General features: G+C 71.3%; 14 protein-coding genes. 1 reads left to right on the top strand and 13 read right to left on the bottom strand.

The window, feature by feature from the left end; translation table 11 throughout:
• Positions 1-55 precede the first annotated feature (55 nt).
• From ABZ920_RS12285 to proB, 5 genes are all read right to left on the bottom strand, one after another.
• Positions 56-1126, bottom strand: coding sequence for a hypothetical protein (locus ABZ920_RS12285; RefSeq protein ID WP_361502254.1), 1071 nt, complete (start codon positions 1124-1126; stop codon positions 56-58).
• 87 nt (positions 1127-1213) lie between these two features.
• Entirely contained in the window at positions 1214-1816 is a 603-nt protein-coding gene (locus ABZ920_RS12290; RefSeq protein WP_361502257.1) for a hypothetical protein, read from the bottom strand.
• 155 nt (positions 1817-1971) lie between these two features.
• Positions 1972-3258: a glutamate-5-semialdehyde dehydrogenase gene (locus ABZ920_RS12295; RefSeq protein WP_361502260.1), complete on the bottom strand. Its 1287-nt coding sequence runs from the start codon at positions 3256-3258 to the stop codon at positions 1972-1974.
• Between the two features lie 234 nt (positions 3259-3492).
• Entirely contained in the window at positions 3493-3951 is a 459-nt protein-coding gene (locus ABZ920_RS12300) for a hypothetical protein (RefSeq protein ID WP_361502314.1), read from the bottom strand.
• 153 nt (positions 3952-4104) lie between these two features.
• Positions 4105-5232 carry a glutamate 5-kinase gene (gene proB, locus ABZ920_RS12305; protein ID WP_361502263.1) on the bottom strand — a complete coding sequence of 376 codons (1128 nt, stop codon included), beginning with the start codon at positions 5230-5232 and terminating at the stop codon, positions 4105-4107.
• 229 nt (positions 5233-5461) lie between these two features.
• Between proB and ABZ920_RS12310 the strand changes: the two genes are divergently transcribed.
• The gene (locus tag ABZ920_RS12310; RefSeq protein WP_361502265.1) at positions 5462-6889 is read left to right on the top strand and encodes a polysaccharide pyruvyl transferase family protein; all 1428 of its coding nucleotides are present in this window, start codon (positions 5462-5464) and stop codon (positions 6887-6889) included.
• Between the two features lie 192 nt (positions 6890-7081).
• On the opposite strand, the gene ABZ920_RS12315 is transcribed toward ABZ920_RS12310, so the two are convergent.
• The 8 genes from ABZ920_RS12315 to ABZ920_RS12350 form a co-directional block, all read right to left on the bottom strand.
• Positions 7082-8305 (bottom strand): glycosyltransferase, encoded by a 1224-nt coding sequence (locus tag ABZ920_RS12315; protein ID WP_361502268.1) that lies wholly within the window; start codon positions 8303-8305, stop codon positions 7082-7084.
• A gap of 281 nt (positions 8306-8586) precedes the next feature.
• Positions 8587-10707, bottom strand: coding sequence for a hypothetical protein (locus ABZ920_RS12320; protein WP_361502271.1), 2121 nt, complete (start codon positions 10705-10707; stop codon positions 8587-8589).
• Positions 10708-10913: 206 nt separating this feature from the next.
• Positions 10914-12413 carry a bifunctional cytidylyltransferase/SDR family oxidoreductase gene (locus ABZ920_RS12325; RefSeq protein WP_361502274.1) on the bottom strand — a complete coding sequence of 500 codons (1500 nt, stop codon included), beginning with the start codon at positions 12411-12413 and terminating at the stop codon, positions 10914-10916.
• 1702 nt (positions 12414-14115) lie between these two features.
• Positions 14116-15552: a GTPase ObgE gene (gene obgE, locus ABZ920_RS12330; RefSeq protein ID WP_361502277.1), complete on the bottom strand. Its 1437-nt coding sequence runs from the start codon at positions 15550-15552 to the stop codon at positions 14116-14118.
• Between the two features lie 156 nt (positions 15553-15708).
• Entirely contained in the window at positions 15709-15963 is a 255-nt protein-coding gene (gene rpmA, locus ABZ920_RS12335; RefSeq protein WP_361502280.1) for a 50S ribosomal protein L27, read from the bottom strand.
• Between the two features lie 14 nt (positions 15964-15977).
• Positions 15978-16298, bottom strand: a complete 321-nt coding sequence (rplU, locus tag ABZ920_RS12340; protein WP_361502283.1) for a 50S ribosomal protein L21 — start codon at positions 16296-16298, stop codon at positions 15978-15980.
• A 211-nt stretch (positions 16299-16509) separates the two neighbouring features.
• On the bottom strand, positions 16510-17187 hold the full coding sequence (locus ABZ920_RS12345; protein WP_361502286.1) for a DUF6193 family natural product biosynthesis protein: 678 nt from the start codon (positions 17185-17187) through the stop codon (positions 16510-16512).
• Positions 17188-17205: 18 nt separating this feature from the next.
• A complete protein-coding gene (locus ABZ920_RS12350; RefSeq protein WP_361502289.1) occupies positions 17206-24165 on the bottom strand; it encodes an RHS repeat-associated core domain-containing protein in 6960 nt (2319 codons plus the stop codon).
• Positions 24166-24353: the final 188 nt, after the last annotated feature.

A 24353-nucleotide genomic window follows, 5' to 3' on the forward strand; every position in this document is an offset into this window, starting at 1 on the left:
GGCTGGGCCTGTGGGCGGGACTGAACCGGGTGGCGAATGGCGAGCCCCAGGCCGTTCAGACCCTCGGCTGGGCGCTCGGCGCCAGCGAGCCGCACAGTGCCGTCGCGCCGTCCGTCGCGAAGGGGTCCGTCGCGGCCGGGCCGCCCGTCCCGGCGCTCTGGCCGGCCAGGAGCGGCCGCAGCCGGTTCGCCGCGTCCTCGGCGCAGGACAGCGGCCCGGCCTGCACGGCGGAGGTGACCAGCTCGACCTGGTGCAGGCGCAGGTCGTCGCGGTCGAACCGGAACCGCACCTCGCGCCGCACGGTGAACAGCGAGGCCCGCCCCGCGTCGCCGGAGCCGGCCGGCCGCAGCGCGTAGACGAAGGTGTGGTCCGAGGCGACCTCCAGGGTGGCGGCGTCGGCCTCGGTGGCGCGCAGCGTGCCCTGCACCCGGATCCCGCGGTCGGCCAGCTCGGCCCGGGCGGGGTCGAAGCGGACCAGCCATCCGGTGGCCGCGTGCCGGCCGTCGGCGACGGGCCGTTCGAAGCTCTGCTGGAACTGGTCGAGCTGACCCGGTCCGATCAGGGACCGGACGACGTGGACCTGGCCGCCGAGCAGGACCTCGGGGTCGAGGGAGGACTCGACGAGGTAGTCCTTGGCGGTGGTCAGGGCCGCGACGACCTGGCTCTCCGCGAAGTGCGCGGTGCGCCGGACGGCGGGCAGCGGGATGCCCTCGGCGCCCACCGCGAACTGCGCGGCGGGGCTGTGCGCGTACAGGAGGGCGGAGTCGGCCGTCCCGGGCACCCGCCCCTCAGGGGCGAGCGGGACGACGGTCATCCGCAGCGGCTCGGCGGGCTGCCGCGCCTGGGCGGCCGAGTAGGGGTGCCGCACGCCCATGTAGATCGCGGTGCCGAAGGCGACGGCGATCAGCAGGACGAGGACCAGCACGTGCCGGGACAGGCCGCGGTGCAGCGGGGGGCGCCGGCGTACGGCCGGGGTGTGGTCGGTCATCCGCTCCTGCGCGGAGTACTCCTGAAGCCGGGCAGCGCGGACGAACGACTCGTCGAAGACGACGGATCGGAACTCGTCCTCCGCACCGCCACGGGCGCCCTCGGGTGTGCCCTCAGGCGGGTCTCCGGGCCCTCCCATACCTTCAGGGTAGGTCGCCGCGCGCTCCGGTAAACGCGCTGGTACACGACAAGTTCCGACAGATCCCGCCAGGGCCGCCGGGGGCTCTCAGGGAGTGCGCGGAACCGCCGGGACGGGCGGCTGCGAGGGGCCGGCGGACGCCGGCGGGATCGCCGCGCCGCCCTGCTCCGGACTGGTGGAGGCGGGCGGCGGGGCCTGGTCTCGGTCGTTGCCCGGGGGCGCCCCGCGGTAGACCGCGACGAAGGCCAGCGCGACCATGCCGACGCCCATCACGACGGCGAGCATCCAGGCGACGGGGCGGTGCCAGCGGACCTGTCTGCCGTACGCCCCGGGGAATCCGTGGCGGCGCTCGAAGTCGTCGGCGTCGTCGGTGTCGTCCAGGTCGTCGAGGTCGTAACCGTGGCCGAAGTCGGGGCCGTAGCCGTCCTCGTAGCGCTCGCCCGTGGCGTGCGCCCGGCGGGACTCCGCCTCGGAGGCCTCGGCTCTGGCCTGCGCGGCGGCCAGCAGGCGTTCGACGGCGGTCGGCTCGTGGATCACGGCGGCCCGCACGAACGCCTCGTCGAGGACCACGGAGGCGAACTCTTCGTCCGACACCCCGCGGTCGTGGTCGTCGTCGGGCTCCCGGCCGTCAGAGAACGGCGTGCCCCCCACGTCCTCCGGCACGCCTCCAGAGTAGACCTGGGGGATCATTTTGGGCAGACGGTATGGAAATTCATCCGCCTGCTGAGACGGTTCTGCTTCCGGGCCGGCCCACCCGCGCGGTACGTGGCGTACGGACATGCGACGGCGAGGCTGCCCGCCGGGTGCCGGGGCAGCCCGCCGCGTCGCGTGTGCGGGGCGGCGCCTCAGCGCCGGATGTGCCCGTCCCCGGTGAGGACGTACTTGGTGCTGGTCAGTTCCGGCAGGCCCATCGGGCCGCGGGCGTGCAGCTTCTGCGTGGAGATGCCGATCTCGGCGCCGAAGCCGAACTGGCCGCCGTCGGTGAAGCGGGTGGAGGCGTTCACGGCGATCGTCGTGGAATCGACCAGCTGGGTGAACCGGCGGGCCGCCTGCTGCGACGTGGTCACGATCGCCTCGGTGTGCCCGGAGCTCCACAGCCGGATGTGCTCGACGGCCTTGTCCAGCGAGTCGACGACGGCGGCGGCGATGTCGTAGGAGAGGTACTCGGTCTCCCAGTCCTCGGGGGTGGCCTCGACGACGGTCGCCCTGGAGTCCTTGGCGTAGGCCATGACCCGCTCGTCCGCGTGGACGGTCACCCCGGCCTCGGCGAGCGCGTCGAGGGCGCGCGGCAGGAAGTCGGCCGCGATGTCCTGGTGGACCAGCAGCGTCTCCGCGGCGTTGCAGACGCTCACCCGGTGCGCCTTGGAGTTGACCAGGATGTCCACGGCCATGTCGAGGTCGGCCCGGGCGTCGACGTAGACGTGGCAGTTGCCGGTGCCGGTCTCGATCACCGGGACGGTGGACTCGTTGACGACCGTCCGGATCAGCGAGGCGCCGCCGCGCGGGATCAGCACGTCGACCAGGCCGCGGGCGCGCATCAGCTCGCGCACGCTCTCCCGGCTGTCACCGGGCACCAGCTGCACGGCGTCCGCGGGCAGGCCCGCTCCGCCGACGGCGTCCCGGATCACCCGGACGAGGGCGGTGTTCGAGGCGTAGGCGGAGGCCGAGCCGCGCAGCAGGACGGCGTTGCCGGACTTCAGGCACAGCGCGGCCGCGTCCACCGTGACGTTCGGGCGGGCCTCGTAGATGATGCCGACCACGCCGAGCGGGACGCGGACCTGGCGCACGTCCATCCCGTTCGGCAGCGTGGAGCCGCGCACGACCTCACCGACCGGGTCGGGCAGGGCCACGACGTCGCGGACGTCCGAGGCGATCGCGCGCACCCGCTCCGGGGTGAGGGTGAGCCGGTCGACGACGGCCTCGCTGGTGCCGGCCTCGCGCGCCCTGGCGACGTCCTCGGCGTTGGCCTCGACGATCTCACCCGTACGGACCTCCAGGGCGTCCGCGACGGCGAGCAGCGCGTCGTCCTTCTCCACGCGCGGCAGCGGGGCGAGGTCGGCGGCGGCGGCCTTGGCGCGGTAGGCGGCCCGGGTGACCGGGGACATCGAGTCGTACGGCGAGAGCGTGGTCATGAGGGAAGGGTAGTGCGCGGCGCAGGCACCTTCGCGGACCATCCCAAGGCCCGAGACGGGGCCCGGTGGCCGCCTGTGGCCCTGCGGACGGGGCCCGGAGCGGGCCCGGGGCGGCACGCACGGCACCGCGTGCGACCGGGACGCCGGCGGGTCCCGGCGCGCCCCGGTGGGTACGCGGCACGACGACCCGGAGCACGACGGTTTCCCGTGCCCGGCGTGCCCCGCTGCGGCCCCTCAGTAAGGATGGACGCCCACGGGAGTCGCCGGCGGCGGACCGTAGCCCTCCGCGAGGCGCTGGTGGTAGGTCTCGCGGTCGATGACCTCCAGGCCGACGATCTCCCAGGGCGGCAGCCGCGCGCTCTGCCGGTGCTCGCCCCACAGCCGCAGGGCGACGGCCGCCGCGTCGTGCAGGTCGCGTGCCTCCTCCCAGTAGCGGATCTCCGCGTGGTCGCCGGCGTAGCGGCTGGTCAGGAGGAAGGGGTGGTCGTGGGCGAGCTGTTCCAGGCCGCGCCGCACCTCGTGCAGCGGGGCCTGGGTGCCGGAGACGCTGAGGGTGACATGCCACAGCCGGGGCAGGTCCCGGGGCTCCTCGTAGTGGGCGCCGGCGGCCACGCTGGTCAGGGCGCGCTCCTCGCCGGCCGCACGGGAGGGGGACCCGCCGGCACCACCGCGGGACGCCGCCCCAGGGCGCACTCGTCTCACGACGGCCTCCTTCACGCAGTGCTCGCAGTCCTCGTGCGGAATCGGTCCCCCGACACAAAGTGCAGCAGGCCGCAAGGCTCCGTGGGGCGGTTTTACGGAACGTCCCCCACCTTCACGGCCCCGGCGGGCGGACGTTTCGGCCCATTACGGCCGCAGGATCACCAGGTCGTCCCTGTGTACGACCTCGCGTTCGTACTCCGGCCCCAGTTCGCGGGCCAGGTCGTGGGTCGAGCGGCCGATCAGCAGGGGGATCTCCTTGGCGTCGAAGTTGACGAGCCCGCGGGCCACCGCGCGCCCCGAGGCGTCCCGCAGCTCGACCGGGTCGCCGGCGGTGAACTCGCCCTCGACGGCGGCGATACCGGCCGGCAGCAGCGACTTGCGGCGCTCGACGACCGCGCGCACCGCCCCCTCGTCGAGGGTGAGGGCGCCCTGCGGGGCGGAGGCGTGCTGGAGCCACAGCAGCCGGTCGGCGGAGCGCTTTCCGGTGGGGTGGAAGTAGGTGCCGGTGTCCCCGCCGGACAGGGCGTCGGCGGCGTGCACCGCGCTGGTCAGCACGACGGGCACGCCGGCGGCGGCCGCGATCCCGGCCGCCTCGATCTTGGTGACCATGCCGCCGGTGCCGACGCCGGCCTTGCCCGCGCTGCCGATCTCGACGTGCGCCAGGTCCTGCGGCCCGCGCACCTCCGCTATCCGCGAGGTGTCCGGGCGGCTCGGGTCGCCGTCGTACACGCCGTCCACGTCGGACAGCAGCACCAGCAGGTCGGCGCGGACGAGGTGGGCGACGAGCGCGGCGAGCCGGTCGTTGTCGCCGAAGCGGATCTCGTCCGTGGCGACGGTGTCGTTCTCGTTGACGACCGGGAGGGCGCCCATCGCCAGCAGCTTGTCCAGGGTGCGGGAGGCGTTGCGGTGGTGCGCGCGGCGGCTCATGTCGTCGGACGTCAGGAGCACCTGGCCGACGCGGACGCCGTAGCGGGCGAAGGAGGCGGTGTAGCGGGCCACCAGCAGGCCCTGGCCCACGCTGGCGGCCGCCTGCTGGCGGGCGAGGTCCCTGGGGCGGCGGCGCAGTCCCAGCGGGGCGAGTCCGGCGGCGATGGCTCCGGAGGAGACCAGGACGATCTCCCTGTCGCGGTCCCCCCGGCTCTTGGCCAGCACGTCCACGAGCGCGTCCACGCGGTCGGCGTCCAGGCCGCCCGCGGCGGTGGTCAGCGACGAGGAACCCACCTTCACGACGATCCTGCGCGCCTCGCGCACGGCCTGCCTTGCTCCTGCCACCTTGCCGTTCGTCCCCTCGCCCGGATTCCGCTGCCCCGCTCCGCCCGAATCTACGCGAAGCGGATCGCCCGCCGCGCGCCCGTCCAGCAGCCGGACGACGCGGGCGGGCGGAGGAGACCGACGCTCATGTAGCGACCACGTAACCGTTCGCTCACGAAACGCGTACGGCAGAAAGGTTGTGCGGGTTCCGCATGGAAATCGAAGAAGCAACAAACTTAAGGTGAGCGGCGTGCCCCCTACCGTCCACAAGCGCATACTCCTCCGATCGGGGAAGAGCCCCTTCGACGTCGTCCCGCTGGAAGAAGCCATTCACCGGGACGTCGTCGCGACCAACTCCGGCAACCTGATCTTCAGCGACGCCGCCCACAAGATCCTCACCACGCCGGACACCGAGGTCGTCTCGAACGGCATGCGGACGGACGTGGCGGCGGCGGCCCGGATCAACGAGGAGTACGACGCCTTCGTCGTACCGCTCGCCAACGCCTTCCGGCCGTCGTTCGAGGCGCCGCTCAAGCGCCTGACCCGGCTGATCAGGAAGCTCCGGATCCCGGTGGTGGTCCTCGGCGTCGGCGCGCAGAGCGGGGTGGAGTACGACCCGGCGCGGCTGAAGACCATGGAGAGCAGCGTGCGCGACTTCTGCGCCGCGGTGCTGGACCACAGCGCGTCCATCGGGGTGCGCGGCGAGTTCACCGAGCGGTACCTGAACGACATGGGCTTCCGGGACGTCGAGGTGATCGGCTGCCCGTCGATGTTCCTGTACGGCCCCGAGCTCACCGTGGAGAAGCGGGCGGCGGCGCTGACCGCCGACTCCCGGATCGCGGTCAACGGCTCGCACAGCGCGGTGCGCGGAGGGCTGCACAGGATCATCACCCGCACCCACGCCCACTACCCGCGCCTGCGCTACATCGGCCAGAACACCACGGACGCGCGGCAGTTGCACTGGCGGGACGTGGACTCCCCGGCGGGCCGGATCACCCTGATGCCCACGCACCCGGACCACCCGATGTACCGCGAGGACAAGGTCCGCGTGTACGTCGACCCGGTCACCTGGATCGACGACCTGCGGGAGTTCGACTTCTCGTTCGGCTCGCGCATCCACGGCAACATCGCCGCGCTGCTCGCGGGCACGCCGGCGACCGTGCTGTGCGGCGACTCGCGGACGCTGGAGCTGTGCCGCTACTTCGGCATCCCGCACCGGCGGCTCGACCGGACGCCCGCCGACATCGACCCGGCCCAGCTGTACGAGGAGGCCGACTTCGGCGCGCTGACCGGCGGTCACCGGGAGCGCTTCGAACGCTTCACGGCGTTCCTGGACAAGAACGGGCTGGAGAACACCTTCACGCACGGCGACGGCGGCGCGGCCTTCGACAAGCGCCTGCGGTCGCTGTCCTTCCCGCCGGGCATCCGCCCCTGGAACGACACCGACCTCGCCTCGCTCGCCTCCCGGTTCGGCTGGCTGAACCAGCAGGTGTCCGAACTGACCGCCGACAACGCCCGGCTGAGGCGGGAGCTGGCCGGCAGCAGGGCGAGCGCCAAGGCCGCCACCGCGGCCGGGGCCGGGACCGTCACGTCCGGTTCGTCGACGTCCGTCTACCGCCGCGCACGGCGCGCGGTGGGGCGGCCGATCCGCCGGGCGCTGCGGCCGGGGCGGGAGTAGCGCGGAACGGTCCCGTGAGCCCGCGGTCTCCGCACCGTCGGGCTCACGCGGCGGTTGGTCCCTACGCGGACGGGGGCACTGGCGTGGACCGGTCCTGCAGGAGACCGGGCCGGTCGTGGATCAGGGTCCTGTCGTGGACCGGAGTCCTGTCGTGGACCGGAGTCCTGTCGTGGACCGGGGGCCGGTCGTGGCTCAGGCCGCCGCGGCCCGGCCGCCGGACGCCGGCCGGCGCTGCCGCAGCATCCGCCGGATCCTGCGGGCCGCGCGGCGCAGGAACGACGCGCTCGGCGTCCGCCGCCAGCCCGGGACGGCGCGGGCCTCGCGCGGCTCGGCCAGGTAGACCCAGTCGGGGACGCCCGCCTGCCGCGAGCGGAAGTGGGGGTAGGCGAGGTAGGCCCGGGTGCCCCGCTTCTCCAGGTGGGGGGCTGGCTCCTTCTTGGCGCGGATGAACTCCAGGACGTCCATGAGGAGATCGGGGCGCTGCTGGGCCACCAGGTGCAGGCGCAGCCGTTCGTGGACCTTGAGGCGGTAGGCCACGCCCTCGTTCCAGTACGCGTCCATCAGCGGTTTGGCCAGCGCCAGCTTGTTCGCGCGCACCTCCTCGCTGTTCCTCAGGAAGTTCGGCCCGAACTGCGGCAGCACGGTGACCAGGAACGGGCGGACCATGAGGCTGTCGCGCCGGGAGCCGGCCGGGACCAGCTCCGCGATCAGCCCCATCAGGGCGCGTGCGGAGTCGAAGCGCAGGGTGTAGCTGCCGCTCTTCGTCACGTGCTTGCCGTCGTCGCGGCCGACCAGGTAGTAGCAGGTGTAGTCGCTGATCACGGAGACGCCGTCGGCCCGCAGGTAGGCCTCCATGGTGAACAGCGCGTCCTCACCGGTGAACAGTGACTCGTCGAAGCGCATCCCGTGCCGTTCGAGCAGGTCGCGGCGGAAGAGCTTCTGGGCGCTCAGCGTGAACTTGATGTTGGAGGAGAAGACGTCGGTGCGGTCCAGCGTCTTCCCCCACATCGACCGGGGAGCCTTGCGGTTGATCCCCTCGACCTTGCCCAGCACGACGTCCGTGCCGTTGCGGTCGGCCATGGCGACCATGCGCTCCAGGGCCTCGGGCCCGAGCCGGTCGTCGGCGTCCAGGAAGAAGACGTAGCGGCCGGCGGCCTTGGCGAGGCCGACGTTGCGCGGGCCGCTGGGGCCCCCGGAGTTCTCCTGGTGGACGACCGTGACGGCCATCGGCGCGCGGGCGGCGAACTCGTCCAGGCACGCCCCGGTGCCGTCCGTCGATCCGTCGTCGACCGCGACGACCTCGACGCGCTCCGGATCGATGCTCTGCGCCTCGACGGAGGCCAGGCACTCCACCAGATACGGCATCGCCTCGTACGCCCCGATGATCACGCTGACATCAGGCTGCGTCACGGTCACTCGTCCCCCTGGTCACTGCTTCCCCCGGCCACTGTCCACCCCGGCGTGACGGACCGTCCCCTCCGTGCGTCACCCGTTGGCAAGACGGCTGCCCCCGATGGCCGGTTGCTCCGGCCCTCGACCCGAGTGACGCGGATCACAGAGGAGGCGGACAGCCGACCACTGTAGACGGGGCGGGCGGGAGACGGCGAACGGCCCGTCCCCAGAGGAGTGATCCTCCGGGGACGGGCCGTTCCTGTCGTGGCCGGACTTCGGGGCGGCCACGCGGCGGCGCCGGGCCGTCAGCCCGCCGTCACGCCATCCGTCTCACCGGCCGACGCCACCCGCTGTCCGGGCAGCAGCGCGGCCGGCACCGGCGGTCCGCCGGCGGCCGCGGCCCGCGCCGCCTGGCCCACGTTGCGGGCCTCGGCCTTGAGGGCGAGCTGGGCGACCGCCGTGTTGAACCGCTCGATGGACTTCGGCTCGTCCGGGCCGAGCAGGTACCGCCGCAGCTCGGCGCGGTCCCCGGCCAGCGGGTCGGCGGCGGGGTCACGCACCGCGGCCAGCAGCTGGTCCAGCTCGTCCGCGCTGTTGGAGAGAATGACCGCGGCGCGCACGGCGGTGTTCTGCCGCTTGAACTCCTCCGTTCCCAGCCCGGCGGAGTCCGTCACCGCGTACGGCTTGCCGCTGGCGATGAAGTCGGAGACCACGCTGGAGATGTCGGAGACCATCGCGTCGGAGACGTTGAAGCAGTCGTACAGCCGCGGCTCGGAGCCGGTGATCACACGGTGCTGCCAGCTGCCGGCGGAACGCCAGTAGGCGTCGTTCCACTCGGCGCGCAGCCGGGCGATCTCCTCGTGCCGCGGCAGGTCGACCAGGCCGTCGCGGGTCGCCTGGGCCTGGTCGCCCCGGTCGTCGGCGCTCCTGGTGAGCTCCGCGAGCCGCGCCCCGGTGCGGGCCAGGTCCGCCTGGGCCTGCGCCTTCACCTCGGCGTGGGCGGCGGTCTCGGCGGTGAAACGCGGATCGGCGGCACGCTCGGCGGCGGCCTTCTCCACCAGGGCGGTGATCCGCTGGTGCGCGGCCTTGGCGCGCGGGCTGCGGGTGCCGGTGAAGGGGTGCGGCTTGTACAGGACGCGGACCGGGGGGTCGGCCCGGACGAGCTTCCGCACGATGTTCTCGCCCGCGAGCAGCAGGGAGGTGTTGCCCGGGTTGTCGTCCCAGCCCTCCCAGGTCGGGGCGTACAGCACGGTCGGGATGCGGCCCCCGGGCACGCCCTGCCGGGCCTGGATCGGCGCCAGCTGCGGCCGGCCGACCTCGACGATGTCCTCGTCGCGCACGCCGACGTCGGCGATGGCGTAGCGGTCCCGGCCCGCGCGGCCGGCGGTCCACACCTCGTCGTACACCTTGCTGAACGGGTTGACGCTGGCCAGCTTGTCGCTGTCGCCGTGGCCGATGAAGACGTGCTTCATGGTGGGCACGCGCAGCATGTGGATGTTCTTGCCGACGTTCGCCGCGTACAGCGTGACGCGCACCGTGGACAGGTCCATGTTCATCAGGTGCACCCCTCCCGGCACGCAGACGACGGGGACCGTGGTGGGCGCCAGCTTCTCCAGGATGACGTGCTCGCGCAGGATGATCAGCGGCCGGGTGTCCAGCTGCTCCATCGTCTCCAGCCACATGTTGACCTGGTAGGCGGAGTCCTTGGAGCCGGAGAAGTACAGCACCGTCTCGGGCCGGTAGTCGCGCAGCCAGCCGCCGAGGGCGGCGAGGACCTGGCCGGCCTTCGGCGGGATCCGCTTGCCCCGGACGTACGGCACCAGGGCGAGCACGTACAGGGCGCCCAGGGCGAGGGTGACGGCGATGCCGGCGAAGCCCGCCGCGGGCGAGTCGGTGGCACCGGAGACGAGCAGGCCCGCGACGGCCGCGAGGTCGAGGTGGAGCATCTTCTCGCCGGAGCGGCGCAGCAGCAGCCGCGGGGGCGCGTCCGGGATGCGGATGCGCGAGGCGAGGTCGACGTTGCGGGTGGCCACCGGCATGGTGCGGCGGTGCTGGATCAGGGTGGCCAGGGCGCCGTGCGGGGCCTGGAGACCGTAGAAGGCGATGAAGCAGGCGATCGCGCCGTAGAAGGTCAGGTCGTCCGAGAGGGAGAGCCGGGCCAGCAGCAGCACCAGCAGCAGCTGCCGGATCAGGAAGCGGATCGAGAGCCCGGCACGGATCCTGCCGAGCCGGTTGATCAGATAGCTGTCCTTGCGGTGCAGATAGTGGTCCGCCAGGTACGTCACGGCGGCCGCGGCCGCGAAGGCGTACACGCTCGGCAGGAGCGCGGCCAGCATGAGGCAGGGGAAGCCCAGCGTCATGAGGGCCGCCGCGGCCAGCTCGGCCGCGCTGCCCACCCGGGCGACGCGAATAGCGGTGGATATCACGGGGGAACCTGCTCTGGGAGGGGGTGCCGGTTTTGTCGATCTTATCAGTGCACGGCCTTGAACCGCCGAAAAGGGGTGAAATACGGAATTGGCCGGAATAAGACGTGCGGGGTAAATAGGGAAAACTTACGCATTCAGGCCCCTGTGAGCGCTCCGCCAGCGGGCAACCACAGAGGCCTGAACAGCAAACGGCTATATGGGGTGGATCACGCCACGCCGTCCTGTCGGTCCAGCACGCCGGCCAGTGCCTGCTCGAACCCGGAGCCCTTGCCGGCGACCGCCGTCGGGTCCTGCTGCCGGACGTCGATGACGTGCCCCGTCAGCTCCGACAGCAGCACGTCGAGCGAGGTGCGCGCCACGGCTTCGGAGGACAGCAGGCTGCCCGCGGGCTCCTGGCCGAAAGCCTTGGTGCGCATCGGCGTGGCGGTGCGCTCGGGATTGATGCAGTTGACGCGGATGCCGTCGCCGGCCCACTCGTCGGACAGCGCCTGGGTGAGATTCACCATGGCTGCCTTGGTGGAGGAGTAGAGGCTGTACTCGGCCCGGCCGCGCGTGTAGCTGCTGGAGGTGTACAGCAGCAACTGGCCCTTGGTCTCGGCCAGGTACTTGTAGGACGAGCGCGCGATCTGCACCGGGGCCAGGTAGTTCACCTTCAGCGCCTCCTCGATGGTGGCGTTGTCGGTCTCGGCCAGCTTGCCGATGCGCAGCACTCCCGCGGTGTTGACGACGTAGTCGATGCGCCCGGTCTCCCCGTACGCCTTCGACAGCGCGTCGTCGACCTCCTCCGGGTTCTCCACGTGGGTGCCGGTGGTGGAACGGCCCAGGGCGTAGACGTGCGCGCCGTAGGACCGGGCGAGCTCGGCGATGTCCTTGCCGATGCCGTAGGAGCCGCCGAAGATGACGACCGTCCTGCCGGTGAGCAGTTCGCGGTAGGCCTCCTCGCCGTTCTGCTCGGGGGCGGCGGTCGAGGCGAGCTGGAACAGCTTGTCGGCGATGAAGACGTCGACGGGCTGGGTCACCTTCATGTTGTACTCGTCGCCCGCGACCACGTGGATCGGCACGTGGGGCAGGTACTTGAGCACGACGGAGCAGTCGTCCGTGGCCTGGAAGTTGGGGTCGCCGGCGGCGACCTCGTAGGCCCGGCGGATGGTGGACAGCCTGAAGGCCTGCGGCGTCTGGCCGCGGCGCAGGCGGGAGCGGTCCGGGATCTCGGTGATGAACTCGCCGTCCTCACCGTGGGTCCGGGTCACGATGATGGTGTCCGCGGACGGGATGGCGACGTCGACGGCCTGGTAGCGCTCCAGGGCGGTCACGCAGTCGTCGATGACGCGCTGCGACAGCAGCGGCCGCACCGCGTCGTGGAAGAGGACGTTGACGTCCTCGCCCTCGGCGCGGCCCTCGCCGAGGGCCGCGATGGCGCGTTCGGTGGTCTCGTTCCGCGTCGCGCCGCCCTCGATGATGCGGGAGACCTTCCGGAACCCGGCCTTCGCCACGATCTTCTCGACGTCCGGCACGTAGCCCGGTGCCATCAGCACGATGACGTCGTCGATGGAGTCCGCCTTCTCGAAGGTGGTCAGGGTGTGCTCGATGACTGCCTTGCCGGCGATCTTCAGCAGCTGCTTGGGGATCGACAGACCCACGCGCTGACCGGTACCACCGGCCAGGATCACTGCGGTGGTACGGGGCTTGGCTATGTGCTGGGACACAGATGACCTACCTTGGGGCAACGGGAACTCGGAAATGCTCCCACTTTCGGTTACCGCTGTGCAAGGTGAGCGACGTCCGGCGCATAAGCGCGCGCAACCCGTCATTCACCTTGGGGTGCCGACGGGCGGGCGAAGCCCTTCACAAAGAGCTCTGGAATTCCTGTGAGTAACTCCACAGGGCCTGTGATTGCCGTACGTGACGCCTTCTCTGGCGGTGCGTGACGAACCGGCGGCTCGCCGTGACCGCGCCCCCGGTCCGGCTCCGGTCACCGTGCCGCGGTCCGAACCCGGCTGCATCGCGGCCGCCGTCCCGGCGGGGGCGCCGCCGCGGGGGGTCCGTGCGCCGGGGCGCCGCGGCCGGTCCGTGCGCCGGGGCGCCGCCGCGACCGGTCCGACCGCCCGCGGTCGCCCCTGCCTTCCGCAGGCGGCGAGCCCCGGGGAACCGGCGGGATGCTCGACCGGCCGGGCGCCCCGGCCGTCCCGGTTCGGCCCGTGCTCGCTCCGTAAGGACCCGCGGCCGATGGCCCGTTGCGGCACACGGGTCGCGTCCGTGGGGCGGCGGCGGGGCGCGGCGGCCGGCGGCGGCACGGCGGTCGGCGGGTCCGTGTCGCCCGCCGACCGTGCGCCCGGCCGCCGAACGCGCGGCGCCCGCCCGGCACCGGTCCCGGCGACGGCGCCGGCGGCCCGGCGCGGCGTACACGGGGTGGTGATCCATGCGCCCGGGGATCGGACTGCACGCGTTCTTCATATGCATGACCGCGCCGTTACGGAGGGGTCACGAATACAGCTCGTCCGGAAGTGCATTGCCGCGGAATTCCCCATTGAGTTTCCGTGGCATTTCGGTGCCGGCGACGCCGGGGACGGATTCGCCGGGCCCGGCGCGGGCCGTGGAAGTCCGCCGGGAGGGCCGGGGAGCGCCTCCAGGACCCGCCGGACCCGCATCGGCCCCTCCCTGTCCCCGTCGTCGGGCACCGCGACGGTGACCCGGCCGGGCCGGGCGTCCGGTCCGGCGCCGGCCGTCCGCGCAGTCGACCCCGCGTCGGTCGCCTACCCGGTTCCGCCGTCCGCACACCACCGGGACCGCGACGCCGCACGGCCGCGGGGCGCCCTTCGCGACGGACGGGGCGCCCGGATCGCGGTGGCGCCGGTCTCGTGCAGACCGGTGTGCCTGCGGCGGGGCTCGGGCCGGCGGTGCGGGGTGAGGTTGCGCGGTTGCCGGCCTGCCCCCGGGCGCGGGCGCGCGCGACGGGCCTGCCCGGCGGGCGCCCGCCATGAGTGCGCGGGGCGGCCCCGCCTGGCGGGCGCGGGGATCTTCACGGTGACGAGACGGTAGGCGCTCGTTCTGAGCCGGGACTGAGAGGAGCCTGGGACCGAGATGAGCCCCAGGCTCCTGGTGGATTCAGGCCACGCGACCCGGCGCACGGGAGGCGTGCGGACCGGCCCGGGCCGGGCGGGGCCGGACCGGGCCAGGACCGGGCCTGGCCGGACCGTGCCGGGCCGTGCCGGGCCGGACCGTGCCGGGCCGGACCGTGATGGCCGGACCGTGATGGCCGGACCGGGACTGGCAGGAGCCCGGGACCGAGATGGGCCCCAGGCTCCTGGTGGATTCAGGCCACGCGACCCGGCGCACGGGAGGCGTGCGGACCGTACCGGGCGGAGCCGGGCCGGGCCGGACCCGGCCGTCGTGGCCGGGCCGGCCCGGCTAGAACGGCTCGAAGCCGTCGAAGTCGCGTTCGGCCTCGTCGCGCTCGGCCTGCCGGTCGCGGCGGCGCTGCGCGGCCGGGCGGGGCGCCTCCATGCGGTGGTCCTCACCGCGCCGGCCCAGCATCTCCGCGCCGGCCATGACCGACGGCTCCCAGTCGAAGACGACCGCGTTGTCCTCGGGGCCGATGGCGACGCCGTCGCCGGACCGGGCACCCGCCTTCATCAACTCCTCCTCGACACCGAGGCGGTTGAGACGGTCGGCCAGGTAGCCCACGGCCTCGTCGTTGTTGAAGTCGGTCTGCCGCACCCAGCGCTCGGGCTTCTCGCCGCGGACCCGGAACAGCCCGTCGTCCTCGCGGGTGACCGTGAAGCCGGCGTCGTCCACGGCCTTCGGCCGGATGACGATCCGCGTCGCCTCCTCCTTCGGCTTGGCGGCGCGCGCCCGGGCGACCAGGTCGGCGAGCGCGTACGACAGCTCCTTCAGGCCCAGGTGCGCCACCGCCGACACCTCGAAGACGCGGTAGCCGCGCGCCTCGAGGTCCGGGCGGACCATGTCGGCGAGGTCCTTGCCGTCCGGGACGTCGATCTTGTTCAGGACGACGATCCGCGGGCGGTTGTCGAGGCCGCCGTACTGCCGCAGCTCCTCCTCGATGATGTCGAGGTCGGAGACGGGGTCGCGGTCGGACTCCAGGGTCGCCGTGTCCAGCACGTGCACGAGCACGCTGCAGCGCTCCACGTGCCGCAGGAACTCCAGGCCCAGGCCCCTGCCCTGGCTGGCGCCCGGGATCAGGCCGGGAACGTCGGCGATCGTGTAGACGGTCGAGCCGGCCGTGACCACGCCCAGGTTCGGCACCAGGGTGGTGAACGGGTAGTCGGCGATCTTCGGCTTCGCCGCGCTGAGGACGGAGATCAGCGACGACTTGCCGGCGCTCGGGTAGCCGACCAGCGCCACGTCGGCGACGGTCTTCAGCTCCAGGACGACCTCCCGCAGGTCGCCGGGCTCGCCGAGCAGGGCGAAGCCGGGCGCCTTCCGCCGGGCCGAGGCCAGGGCCGCGTTGCCGAGACCGCCGCGGCCGCCCTGGGCGGCGACGAAGGACGTGCCGTGCCCGACCAGGTCGGCGATGACGTTGCCCGCCTTGTCGAGCACGACCGTGCCGTCCGGCACCGGCAGGACGAGGTCCTCGCCGTCCTTGCCGGAGCGGTTGCCGCCCTCGCCGGGCTTGCCGTTGGTGGCCTTGCGGTGCGGGGAGTGGTGGTAGTCGAGGAGGGTGGTGACGGACTGGTCGACGGTGAGGATCACGTCTCCGCCGCGTCCGCCGTTGCCGCCGTCCGGGCCGCCGAGCGGCTTGAACTTCTCACGGTGCACGGAGGCACAGCCGTGGCCTCCGTTACCCGCGGCGACGTGGAGTTCGACGCGGTCCACGAAGGTGGTCATGGTGGGGTGCCTCCAGCACTTCGGTACTCGAGTACGTACAGATAGCGTACGTACGGGTGTCTTTCCTGCGTAACACGCGAAAGGCGGACCCGCCTTCCCGCCCGGGAAGTGAGGTCCGCCTCGCGTGGCGTTCGGTCGACGCCTGGATCAGAAGATTCAGGCGACCGGAACGATGTTCACGACCCTGCGGCCACGGTGGCTGCCGAACTCCACCGCACCGGCCTGCAGCGCGAACAGCGTGTCGTCGCCGCCACGGCCGACGCCCGCACCCGGGTGGAAGTGGGTGCCGCGCTGGCGGACCAGGATCTCACCGGCGTTCACGACCTGACCGCCGAAGCGCTTCACGCCGAGCCGCTGGGCGTTGGAGTCGCGACCGTTCCGGGTGGACGATGCGCCCTTCTTGTGTGCCATCTCTGTTCAGTCCCTTACTTCGCAGCCGTGGGGATCTCGGTGACCTTGAGCGCCGTGTACTGCTGGCGGTGGCCCTGCCGACGACGGTAGCCGGTCTTGTTCTTGTAGCGCAGAATGTCGATCTTCTGGCCCTTGTGGTGGTCCACGACCTCGGCCTGGACCTTGACGCCGGCCAGCACCCACGGGTCGCTGGTCACGGCGTCACCGTCGACGAGCAGCAGGGTCGAGAGCTCGACCGTGTCGCCGACCTTGGCGGTGGAAATCTTGTCAACCTCAACGATGTCGCCGACAGCAACCTTGTGCTGGCGACCACCGCTGCGCACGATGGCGTACACGCGGATCTCACTCTCTCGCTCGGAACGGAACCCCGCAGTCCAGCAGCCCTGCGTCACACGCGGACGGCCTCTCCCGGTCACAGCACGTGTCGGCCCGTGTCCGGGAGGAAGAGGTTTACGGGATGCGGCGCGTCAGCGGACACGCCGACGGTCCAGGTTACGGGGCCCGGCTTGGGGGGTCAAACCGGGCCCCGTCTGCAAGCGTCCCGTGTCAGCCGCTGGTCAGCGATTCGGCAGCCGCTGCGATGGCCTTCGGGAGAGAAGTCACGACCCTGGGACCCGCACCGACCGTGTCCTCCACCTGGTAGCCGCCACCGGCCAGGGGGGTGATGTGCAGTTCCCGGGCCCCTTGTCGCCCGCCGGCCCAGTTGAGTCGGAGGGTTCCGTGACTGAGGGTGGGGAACAGCGTACGAAAGCGGCCGTCATCGTGCACCGCCTTGAGCAGAGGTCGTTCGACTTCATACCCCTCCGCCCCCAACAGCCAGGCCCACTGTGCCGACGTCGGGTCGTCCGCTTCGTGCACCTTGGCCAGCCGACCGGGGCTGATGAACGGGAAGCGGTCGGTGAAGTCAGCCACCCGCATCCCCGCGCGCCACGCGGCCAGTGCCTCCACCAGTTCCTGGAAATCGTCCGTGGCCCCATGGGCCCAGGAGAACCCCTCCCCCTGGATCCCTAGGTGGAAGGTCCGGCTCCGGCCGTCGAGTTCCACGGTGATCCGCCCGCGGCTCGACTCGAGCTGGGCCGTCGAGAACCAGCCAGGCCCCGCCGGGTACGGACTGGTGACCGTTCCCAGATCGATCACCTCGCTCTTCGCCTTTGCTTCCAAGGCGGGAACGAGACCTCCCTTGTCGTGGATGTCCGGGTAGAGGTCTTCGCCGGGAGTCTCCATGGTCACAACCTCCTTGCATCAACAGCTGCAGAACTTCTTGGCGTCGGAGATGAAGGGACGAAGCCTGCCGAAGGTAGCCCAGTCGGGCTCGGCGACGTCGAAGGATTCCAGAGCTCCGCCCTTGCCGGGACGATAGAACTTGACCGAGGACCAGGAGCGTTCACCGTTGGCCACGGCTCTGGCTATCCAGCCCATCTCCATGTCAGTGGCGTGCGCCCCAGGCTGCAGTCCCGCCTTGGCGGAGTCGGCGAAGTGCCCCAGACCCCTGGTGTTCACATGCAAGGTCACGGAGGAGTCCCTGATCGCGTTCTCGACCGGCCCCTGCCACTCGTCGGCGCCGTAGTCGCGGAAGTGCTTGTAGCCCTGTTGCTCGGCCCACTGGTAGGTACCCTCGGCCTTCTGCCCGAGTGCCACGTCGCAGTTGTGCGCCAGCAGTGGCGTGTGACCAGCGAATACGTAGTACGCGTGGATCCCTGTGACAGTGAGGTCGTGCGTACGCTGCTGCTTCTCGAAGTGCCTGACCGCCGTCAGTTCGACCGTCGCGCCGGAGGCGGTGCGCAGCTTCATGCCAGGCTTGAGAGCACCGGCCTTGATCCATTCGCCCTTCGAGTCCACCCAGAAGGGATGGGTCGCCGTGGCGATCAGAGCCTCAGGCTTACCGGTCTTGCCCTTGACGACGAGGTCGACAAAGGATTTGTCGCCCTCCGTGACGATGGTGCCTGCGACCTCCCGAACAGTCGTCCTGTCGGTCGTCAGGTCGGTGGTGACGATCCTGTCACCGACGGCGACCTTCTCGATGGGCTTGGTTGTGCCGTCGGCCAGAAGCACCTTGGTGCCGGGCAGGAAGCTGTGGCACTCGGGTTCGGACTTGGTCCTCTTCTTGAGAGCCTCCGCCGCCTTCTTCCTGGCGTCTGCCAGTTTGTCCATGGCCTTGGCTAGGCCGGCTCTTGCCTTGCCGACCGCCTTGTTGGCCTTCCACAGGTCCTTCGCGCCGCCGATGAGATCGCCGACCAGGTTGGTCACCCGCTTGGCGAGCTTGAGCCCCTTCGCCCACTTCCATGGGGCGCCGTACTTGGCGAGGATCTTGCCTGCCAGGCCGCCCGCGAAGCTGCCGGCGATGTTGAGCAGGGTTTCACCGCAGGCTCCGACGTCTCCGCTGGAGATGCAGTCCAGGGCCGCGTCCACGCCGAGAATGTCCCGGACGATCTTGACCAGGGCCTTCCCCGCCGACTTGATGCGCTGCTTGGCGGAGGACTGCTGCGCCTGGGCCGACGCAACGTTTGCCGATGCTTTGTCGACCTTCGACTGCGCATCGTCGACGCCCTTGTCGCCACTCTCCTTCGTGTAGGTACCTGAATAAGCCGAGCAGTACGAGTACGGGTAGCAGCTCTCCAGTCCGGAAGGATCGGACAGCGTCACCGGCGTGTTGTCGGCGTACGCGTAACCGTTGATCTGGCTCGGCCTGGTGTAGTCGATGATCGGGTCGACGGAGATGAATTTGCCGATCTGGGCGTCGTACTCCCGCGCGCCCAGGTGCGTCAGCCCGGTCGAGGCGTCGATCGTGCCGCCGACGAAGCCCTTCTCCCCCGGCCAGGTACCGGTCTTCTCGCCCCGTTCGACGCCGAAGGGGTCGAAGCGCCGCTGGGAGATCGCCCCGGTCGCGGAGTCGATCGCCAGCTCGCCGGTGCCGTGGTGGTCGGAGGCGACGAAGGACAGCTTGCCCCCGCCACGCACCGCAACGGTCTGACCGGCGTACTCGTAGTAGCGGGTGGCCTCCTTCTTGGTGCCGTCCGCCGAGAGCTTCAGCTCGGTGCCGGGCAGGTAGACGGTCGTGCCGGCGGGGTCCTTGCGGACCAGGCGGTTGCCGGATCCGTCGTACAGGTACGTCGTCTTCGCGCCGTTCGCCTCGGTGACCTCGCTCAGCTTGCCCGTGTCCGTCCAGGCCAGGGACTGCGCGTTGCCGCCGATCGTGCGCTTGGTGGTGTTGCCCGCGTCGTCGTACTCGTACGTCGACTGCCGGTCACCGGTGGGCGTCTTCTCCGTCACCTTGGTGACCTGGTGCGGGCCGTCGCCCTGGGCGCCCGCGCCGCCGTACTCGTAGCTGCGGGTGCTGTTCTTCGCCGCGTCCAGAGCCGTGTCGTGGATCGTCTCGGAGACGCGGTTGCCGATGGCGTCGGTCTCGTAGGACTTCCAGTACGGGGCCGGGCCGCCGAGCGCACTCGCGCCGGGGGCCGCCTCACAGGCCTTGGGGCCGGTGCCGTCGAGCGGCGCCGTGGAGCCGCGGGAGCCCGTGCCGGCCGCGTCCGCCGCCGACGACGCCGGAGTCCACGCGTCCGCCAGCCGCTGCCGGCTGTCGTACGCGAAGCACTGCACGTCGGGCGAGGCGGAGTTCGCCGTGTCCGCGATGGACAGGACGTTGCCCGCCTGGTCGTAGGAGTAGTTCGACTCCTTGGCCGGGGCGGTCGCGCCGTAGACGTCGACCACCGAGCGGGTCAGCCGGTTGGTGCCCTTCTCGTAGTCGAAGGTCTGCCAGACCTTCTTGCCGCTGCCGGTGGACAGCTCGAGCTGCTGGAGTCCGCTGTCCTTGGAATACAGGGTGTTGGTGACGTACGAGGTGGTGCCCGTCATCGTGACCGGACGCTGCAGGGAGTCGTACGTGTAGGTCAGCGCCTCCGCCGGCAGGTCGCCGATGGCGGGCAGGCCGGAGCCCTGGACCGTGCCGTCGCGGTTGTAGGTCGTGCTGAAGACGTACGTGCCGGCCAGCGAACCCTGCGACGCCGGGACCTGGTAGGCCGTCTTCAGCGGGCGGTAGAAGTCGTCCATCGACTGGACGGCCGTGGCGAAGTACTCGGTCGGGGAGACGTAGCTCAGGAAGCCGTAGGCCTGCCCCAGCCAGCCCGCCTTGTCGTACTTGGTCTCGGTGAGCTTGGTGCCGGTGTCCGGGTCGCCCTGCCAGGTCGTCAGGACGCGGCCGAGCTTGTCGTAGACCGTGGAGGTCTTCTTGTTGCGGCCGTCGTAGGCGACGACCGGCCGGTCCAGCTCGTCGTACTCCGTGCGCGAGGTGCCCGCGTCCGGGTCGACGGACTTCGTCTTGCGGCCCAGCTGGTCGTACTCGTAGCGCCAGACGTTGCCCTTGGCGTCGGTGACCGTCTCCAGCTTGCCCGCGGGCGTGTACGTGTACTTCGTCGAGTCGTACGGCACGCCCGCGCCCGGCGACGAGCCCCGGTAGTGCCGGATCTCCGCCGTGTTGCCCTGGCCGTCCGTGATCGTCGTCGTGGGCACCCCGCCGGTCGGCGGGTCGACGTGGGTCAGCTCGCCGTCGTAGGTGGTCGTGGTGCGCCACTGCTCGACACCCGACACCGCGAAGATCTCGGCCGTCGTCCGGCCCAGGCCGTCGTACTCCAGCAGGCTCTGCGCCCCTACCTCGCCGTTGTGCACCAGCAGCAGCTCGTCCGAGGCAGCTCCGGCCGCGTTGTACGTCGAGTTGGTCTTCTTGAGGTTGCCGGTGCCGTCGTAGAACGTGTCCGCGACCATGCGGGTGCCGTCGGCGCCCTCGGTCTGGATCTGGCGTGGCCTGAGCAGGCTGTCGTAGAGCTGGTACTCGGCGCCGTAGGAGCCGTCGTTCTCGATCTTCTCGGTCTTGATCGAGGTGACCTTGTCCTTGCGGACGTTGTACGAGTACTTGATGCTCGGCGTCTGCGTCTTGGCCCGGTCGGCCAGCCACACCGAGGTCAGCCGGCCCAGCGCGTCGTAGGCGAGGTCCGTCCGCTTGCCGTTCGGGTCGGTCTGGCCGGCCGACATGCCCCAGGCGGGGGCGTAGTCGGTGGTCGTGACGTGGCCGAGCGCGTTGGTGACGGTCGTCCTCGTCAGCAGGCCGTTGGTCTCGGTGTAGGCGGTCTTCGTCTCGTTGAGCCTGGCGTCCTTCTGGGACAGCGGGCGGCCGTAGGCGTCGTAGGTCGTGGTGCCGGTGACCTGGTACGTCGCCGTGGTGCCGTCGTGGGCCGTCAGGCGCTCGGTCTTCGTCGCGTCGCCCTTGGTCGGGGCCGCGCCGAAGGCCAGGTTGTCGTACGAGGTGCGCTCGTCCGCCAGGACCTGGGTCTTGCGGTCCGGGGTGGCCGAGCAACGGACGGAGACCGACTCACTGCGCGCGGGCAGCGAGAGGATGTTCTTCGCCGTGTTGTCCGCGTACGTGGTGCGGGTGCAGGTGTCGTCCTTGGTGGTGGAGACGTCGCCCTGGTCGTCGATCTCCAACACCCGCCCGGTGCCATTGGCGGTGTCGTAGGTCGTCGTCTTCTTCGTCTCGCGCCAGGTTCCGTCGGCCTTGAGGTCGAAGCCGCGGCCCAGCTGAGGCTTCACGATGGCCGCACGGGTGGTGCCCCAGCTCTTGGTCTGGGTGGCGGTGTAGTGCTTCCAGGGCGGCGCGATCGTCTTGGAGACGAGCTTGTCGCCGTCGTAGGTGGCCACCTCCAGCTCGTGACCGGTGAACTCCTCCGCGTCCGTGTACTCGGCGCCGGTGGAGTCCTTCACCTTCACGGACCGGGTGGAGCCGTCGGCGGCCTTGTCCCCGTCCATGCCCTGCAGGAACGTGTAGTCGACCCGCGTGGTCTGCTGGTCGGACGTGCCGCTGGTGACCTTGACCTTGCCGTAGCCCTGCCAGCCGCCCCAGGTCAGGTACTTGTCGTCGGTGATGCCGTCCGGCTTCGCCTTACGCCAGGCCGCGTCGCCCTGGTAGTCGTACCGGGTGACCATCGAGTCGCTGCCGCCGGTGCGGTCGGTCTCGATGACGGCGGACACGACGTACTTGTGGAACCAGTCCGTGATCGGGTCGATGTAACCCGGCGGGGCCCACTTGACCGGGTAGCACCGCTTGACCGACTCCCCCGGCTTGGGCAGCGCGTCCTTGCTGCAGTCCGTGGGCGCGTAGGTGACGTCGAGCTGGGCGCCGGTCTCGCTGAGGACCATCGAGAGCCGGAAGCGGTGGAAGGGCGCGATGTTGTCGCCGATCGCGTCGACGCGGTTGGCGAGCTGCTCGCCGAAGAGGTCGACGGTGGGCAGCTTCTCGGCGGTGCCGGCGCGGCCCTCGTGCTGGATCTTCGACAGCCACAGCGTCTTGGAGTCGTCGCCGTTGTCGGTGAACAGGTGGGTGAACGTCCAGGCGTCCACGTCCTGGTAGGTCGTGGCGTCCTTGCGCATCTGCGTGACGATCGACGTCAGCCGCTTGGTCGTCCAGAAGGTCTGGACGGGCGAGGTGCACTTGGTGGCGGACTTGCACTCCTGGTCGACCGGGACGTCCGGCCAGTGGGAGGCGTTCGCCTTGGTGCGCTTGCTCTCGGCGCAGTCGAAGTCGGCGGTCGGCAGGCAGCGTTCGGCGGTGTTGAAGACGACGCGGGCCGGGGCCTTCGCCGCGTACACCGTGCCGTCGGTCTGGCCGTAGTCGATGCGCTCGAGGTAGCCGCCGCGGTCGTAGGCGGTGCCGTTGACGTCCGTCTTGCCGTTGAGGGCGTAGTAGTTGGTCTCGCGCTCGTAGAAGTAGGACATCACGTTGCCGTGGGTGTCCTTGACGTAGTCCAGGCTCCAGCGCCACGCCTGCTTGCAGTACGCGCTGGTGAAGGTGGCGTTGTAGCAGGGCTCACCGGAGTCGTCGCCGAAGACGGGGGCCGTCCAGACGGAGTTGGTCTCCTCGTTCCCGGTGGCCCAGCCCGGCAGGCGGTTCAGTCCGAAGTAGTACTCGGTGCCCTCCGGAGTGGTGATTCTCCAGTGCTCGCCCTTGTCGTCCGTGCCGCCGTCGTCGCCGTTGGTTGCGCCGGTCAGCTTCTCGACCTTGGTGCCGTCGTCGTTCGACATGTGCCACTTGCCGGTCGTGTCGTCCTTGACGAGTTCACCGGAGGAGCCGTTGAGCATCACGGTGGCGTTGTCGAAAGCCCAGCACTGTTCGCCCGAACCGCTGTGACCGTCGTCGGAGCACGGCTTGTAACGGCGCTCGATGTAGCCGGGGTCGTAGGAGAAGCCCTCGCCGATCCAGGAGCCCTGGTTGTTCGTGGCCGAGGTGCGGCCGTCCGCCGACTGGGAGGAGTAGCCGAGGCCCACGCTGGGGACCATGCCGCCCGGGGTCGGGACGGTGCGCAGCGGATAGTTCCAGCTGAATCCGCCCGACGAAGTGGCGACTGTCCAGCTCGCCGACGGCGACAGCGCGGTCGCCTTGTACGTGCCCTGCGCACCGGACGGTCCCGCCGCGACCGCGACCAGGGAGGTCGCCGTGGCCGCCATCGTGGAGACGCCGCCGGCGGGCGCCGGGGCGGCGGTCACGTCGGCGGAGACGGTCCCGGTCCGCACGTCGTTCACGGTCGGCAGCACCGTCGGCTGCTGCGGGCAGTCCTTGCTGCCCGGGGTGGCCACGGTGGCGCACGCGGGCAGCTGGACGAGCCGCAGGCGGGAGGCATAGGAGCCGCCGAAGCCCTCGGCGAAGTCGGAGTAGTCGACGGTCAGGCGGACCTTGGCGGCCTGACCCGTGCCGTCGGCTCGCTGCACGCCGAGCAGCACGCCGGCGCCGAGCTTCGCGGCCCGCTGCGGGGCGAGGACGTCGACGCGCACCTTGCCGGGCGCCCCGGAGTCACGGGCCGTGGCCGAGCTCCCGCTCTTCCCGGCGGCCCTGCCAGCGGTCTTGCCCGCGGTGGCGGCCTCCGTGACCGTGACGGGCAGGCCGCCCGCCTCCGCGGTGGCCCCCAGCCTCACCTCGGCGCCGCCCTGCTTGGGCCACACCGCCTTGTCGAGCCCCTTGACCGCGGCCTTGCGCGCCGGGTCGGCGGGACGGGGTCTGGTCTTGGCGGCGAATCCCTTGGCGGGATCACCGTCGTCCTGGACACCGGGGCGGCTGGTGCGGCCCCGGGTGCCGTCGTCGAGCGCCGCTGCCTGCACCGACGACGCGGACAGTGCGAGCGAGAGCCCGAACACCGTCACGGCGACCGCCCGTCCGGGCATGCGGCGACTCAGTGAGCGGCCACGGAAGTACATCGGACAACTCCCTGGTCGGAGAGGGAGCCGCCGCGCCCCCGAGGGCCCGGCGGACTCGTGAGAGACCGGGGTGCCGGGCTCCGCCAGTGATCAGCCATGTCATGCCCGCCACCCTATGCCGCGGGTGCGGGCTCGGCGGTCATCGCGTCGTGCGG

Origin of the sequence: Streptomyces sp. NPDC046831, assembly GCF_040645305.1 — a bacterium.
In the GTDB taxonomy this organism is placed as follows: domain Bacteria; phylum Actinomycetota; class Actinomycetes; order Streptomycetales; family Streptomycetaceae; genus Streptomyces.

What these genes read in the sequence shown, in the direction of transcription:
- ABZ920_RS12285 (WP_361502254.1), bottom strand. Translation starts at nt 1,126, where the DNA reads ATGGGAGGGCCCGGAGACCCGCCTGAGGGCACACCCGAGGGCGCCCGT.
- ABZ920_RS12290 (WP_361502257.1), bottom strand. Translation starts at nt 1,816, where the DNA reads ATGATCCCCCAGGTCTACTCTGGAGGCGTGCCGGAGGACGTGGGGGGC.
- ABZ920_RS12295 (WP_361502260.1), bottom strand. Translation starts at nt 3,258, where the DNA reads ATGACCACGCTCTCGCCGTACGACTCGATGTCCCCGGTCACCCGGGCC.
- obgE (WP_361502277.1), bottom strand. Translation starts at nt 15,552, where the DNA reads ATGACCACCTTCGTGGACCGCGTCGAACTCCACGTCGCCGCGGGTAAC.
- rpmA (WP_361502280.1), bottom strand. Translation starts at nt 15,963, where the DNA reads ATGGCACACAAGAAGGGCGCATCGTCCACCCGGAACGGTCGCGACTCC.
- ABZ920_RS12345 (WP_361502286.1), bottom strand. Translation starts at nt 17,187, where the DNA reads ATGGAGACTCCCGGCGAAGACCTCTACCCGGACATCCACGACAAGGGA.
- ABZ920_RS12350 (WP_361502289.1), bottom strand. Translation starts at nt 24,165, where the DNA reads ATGCCCGGACGGGCGGTCGCCGTGACGGTGTTCGGGCTCTCGCTCGCA.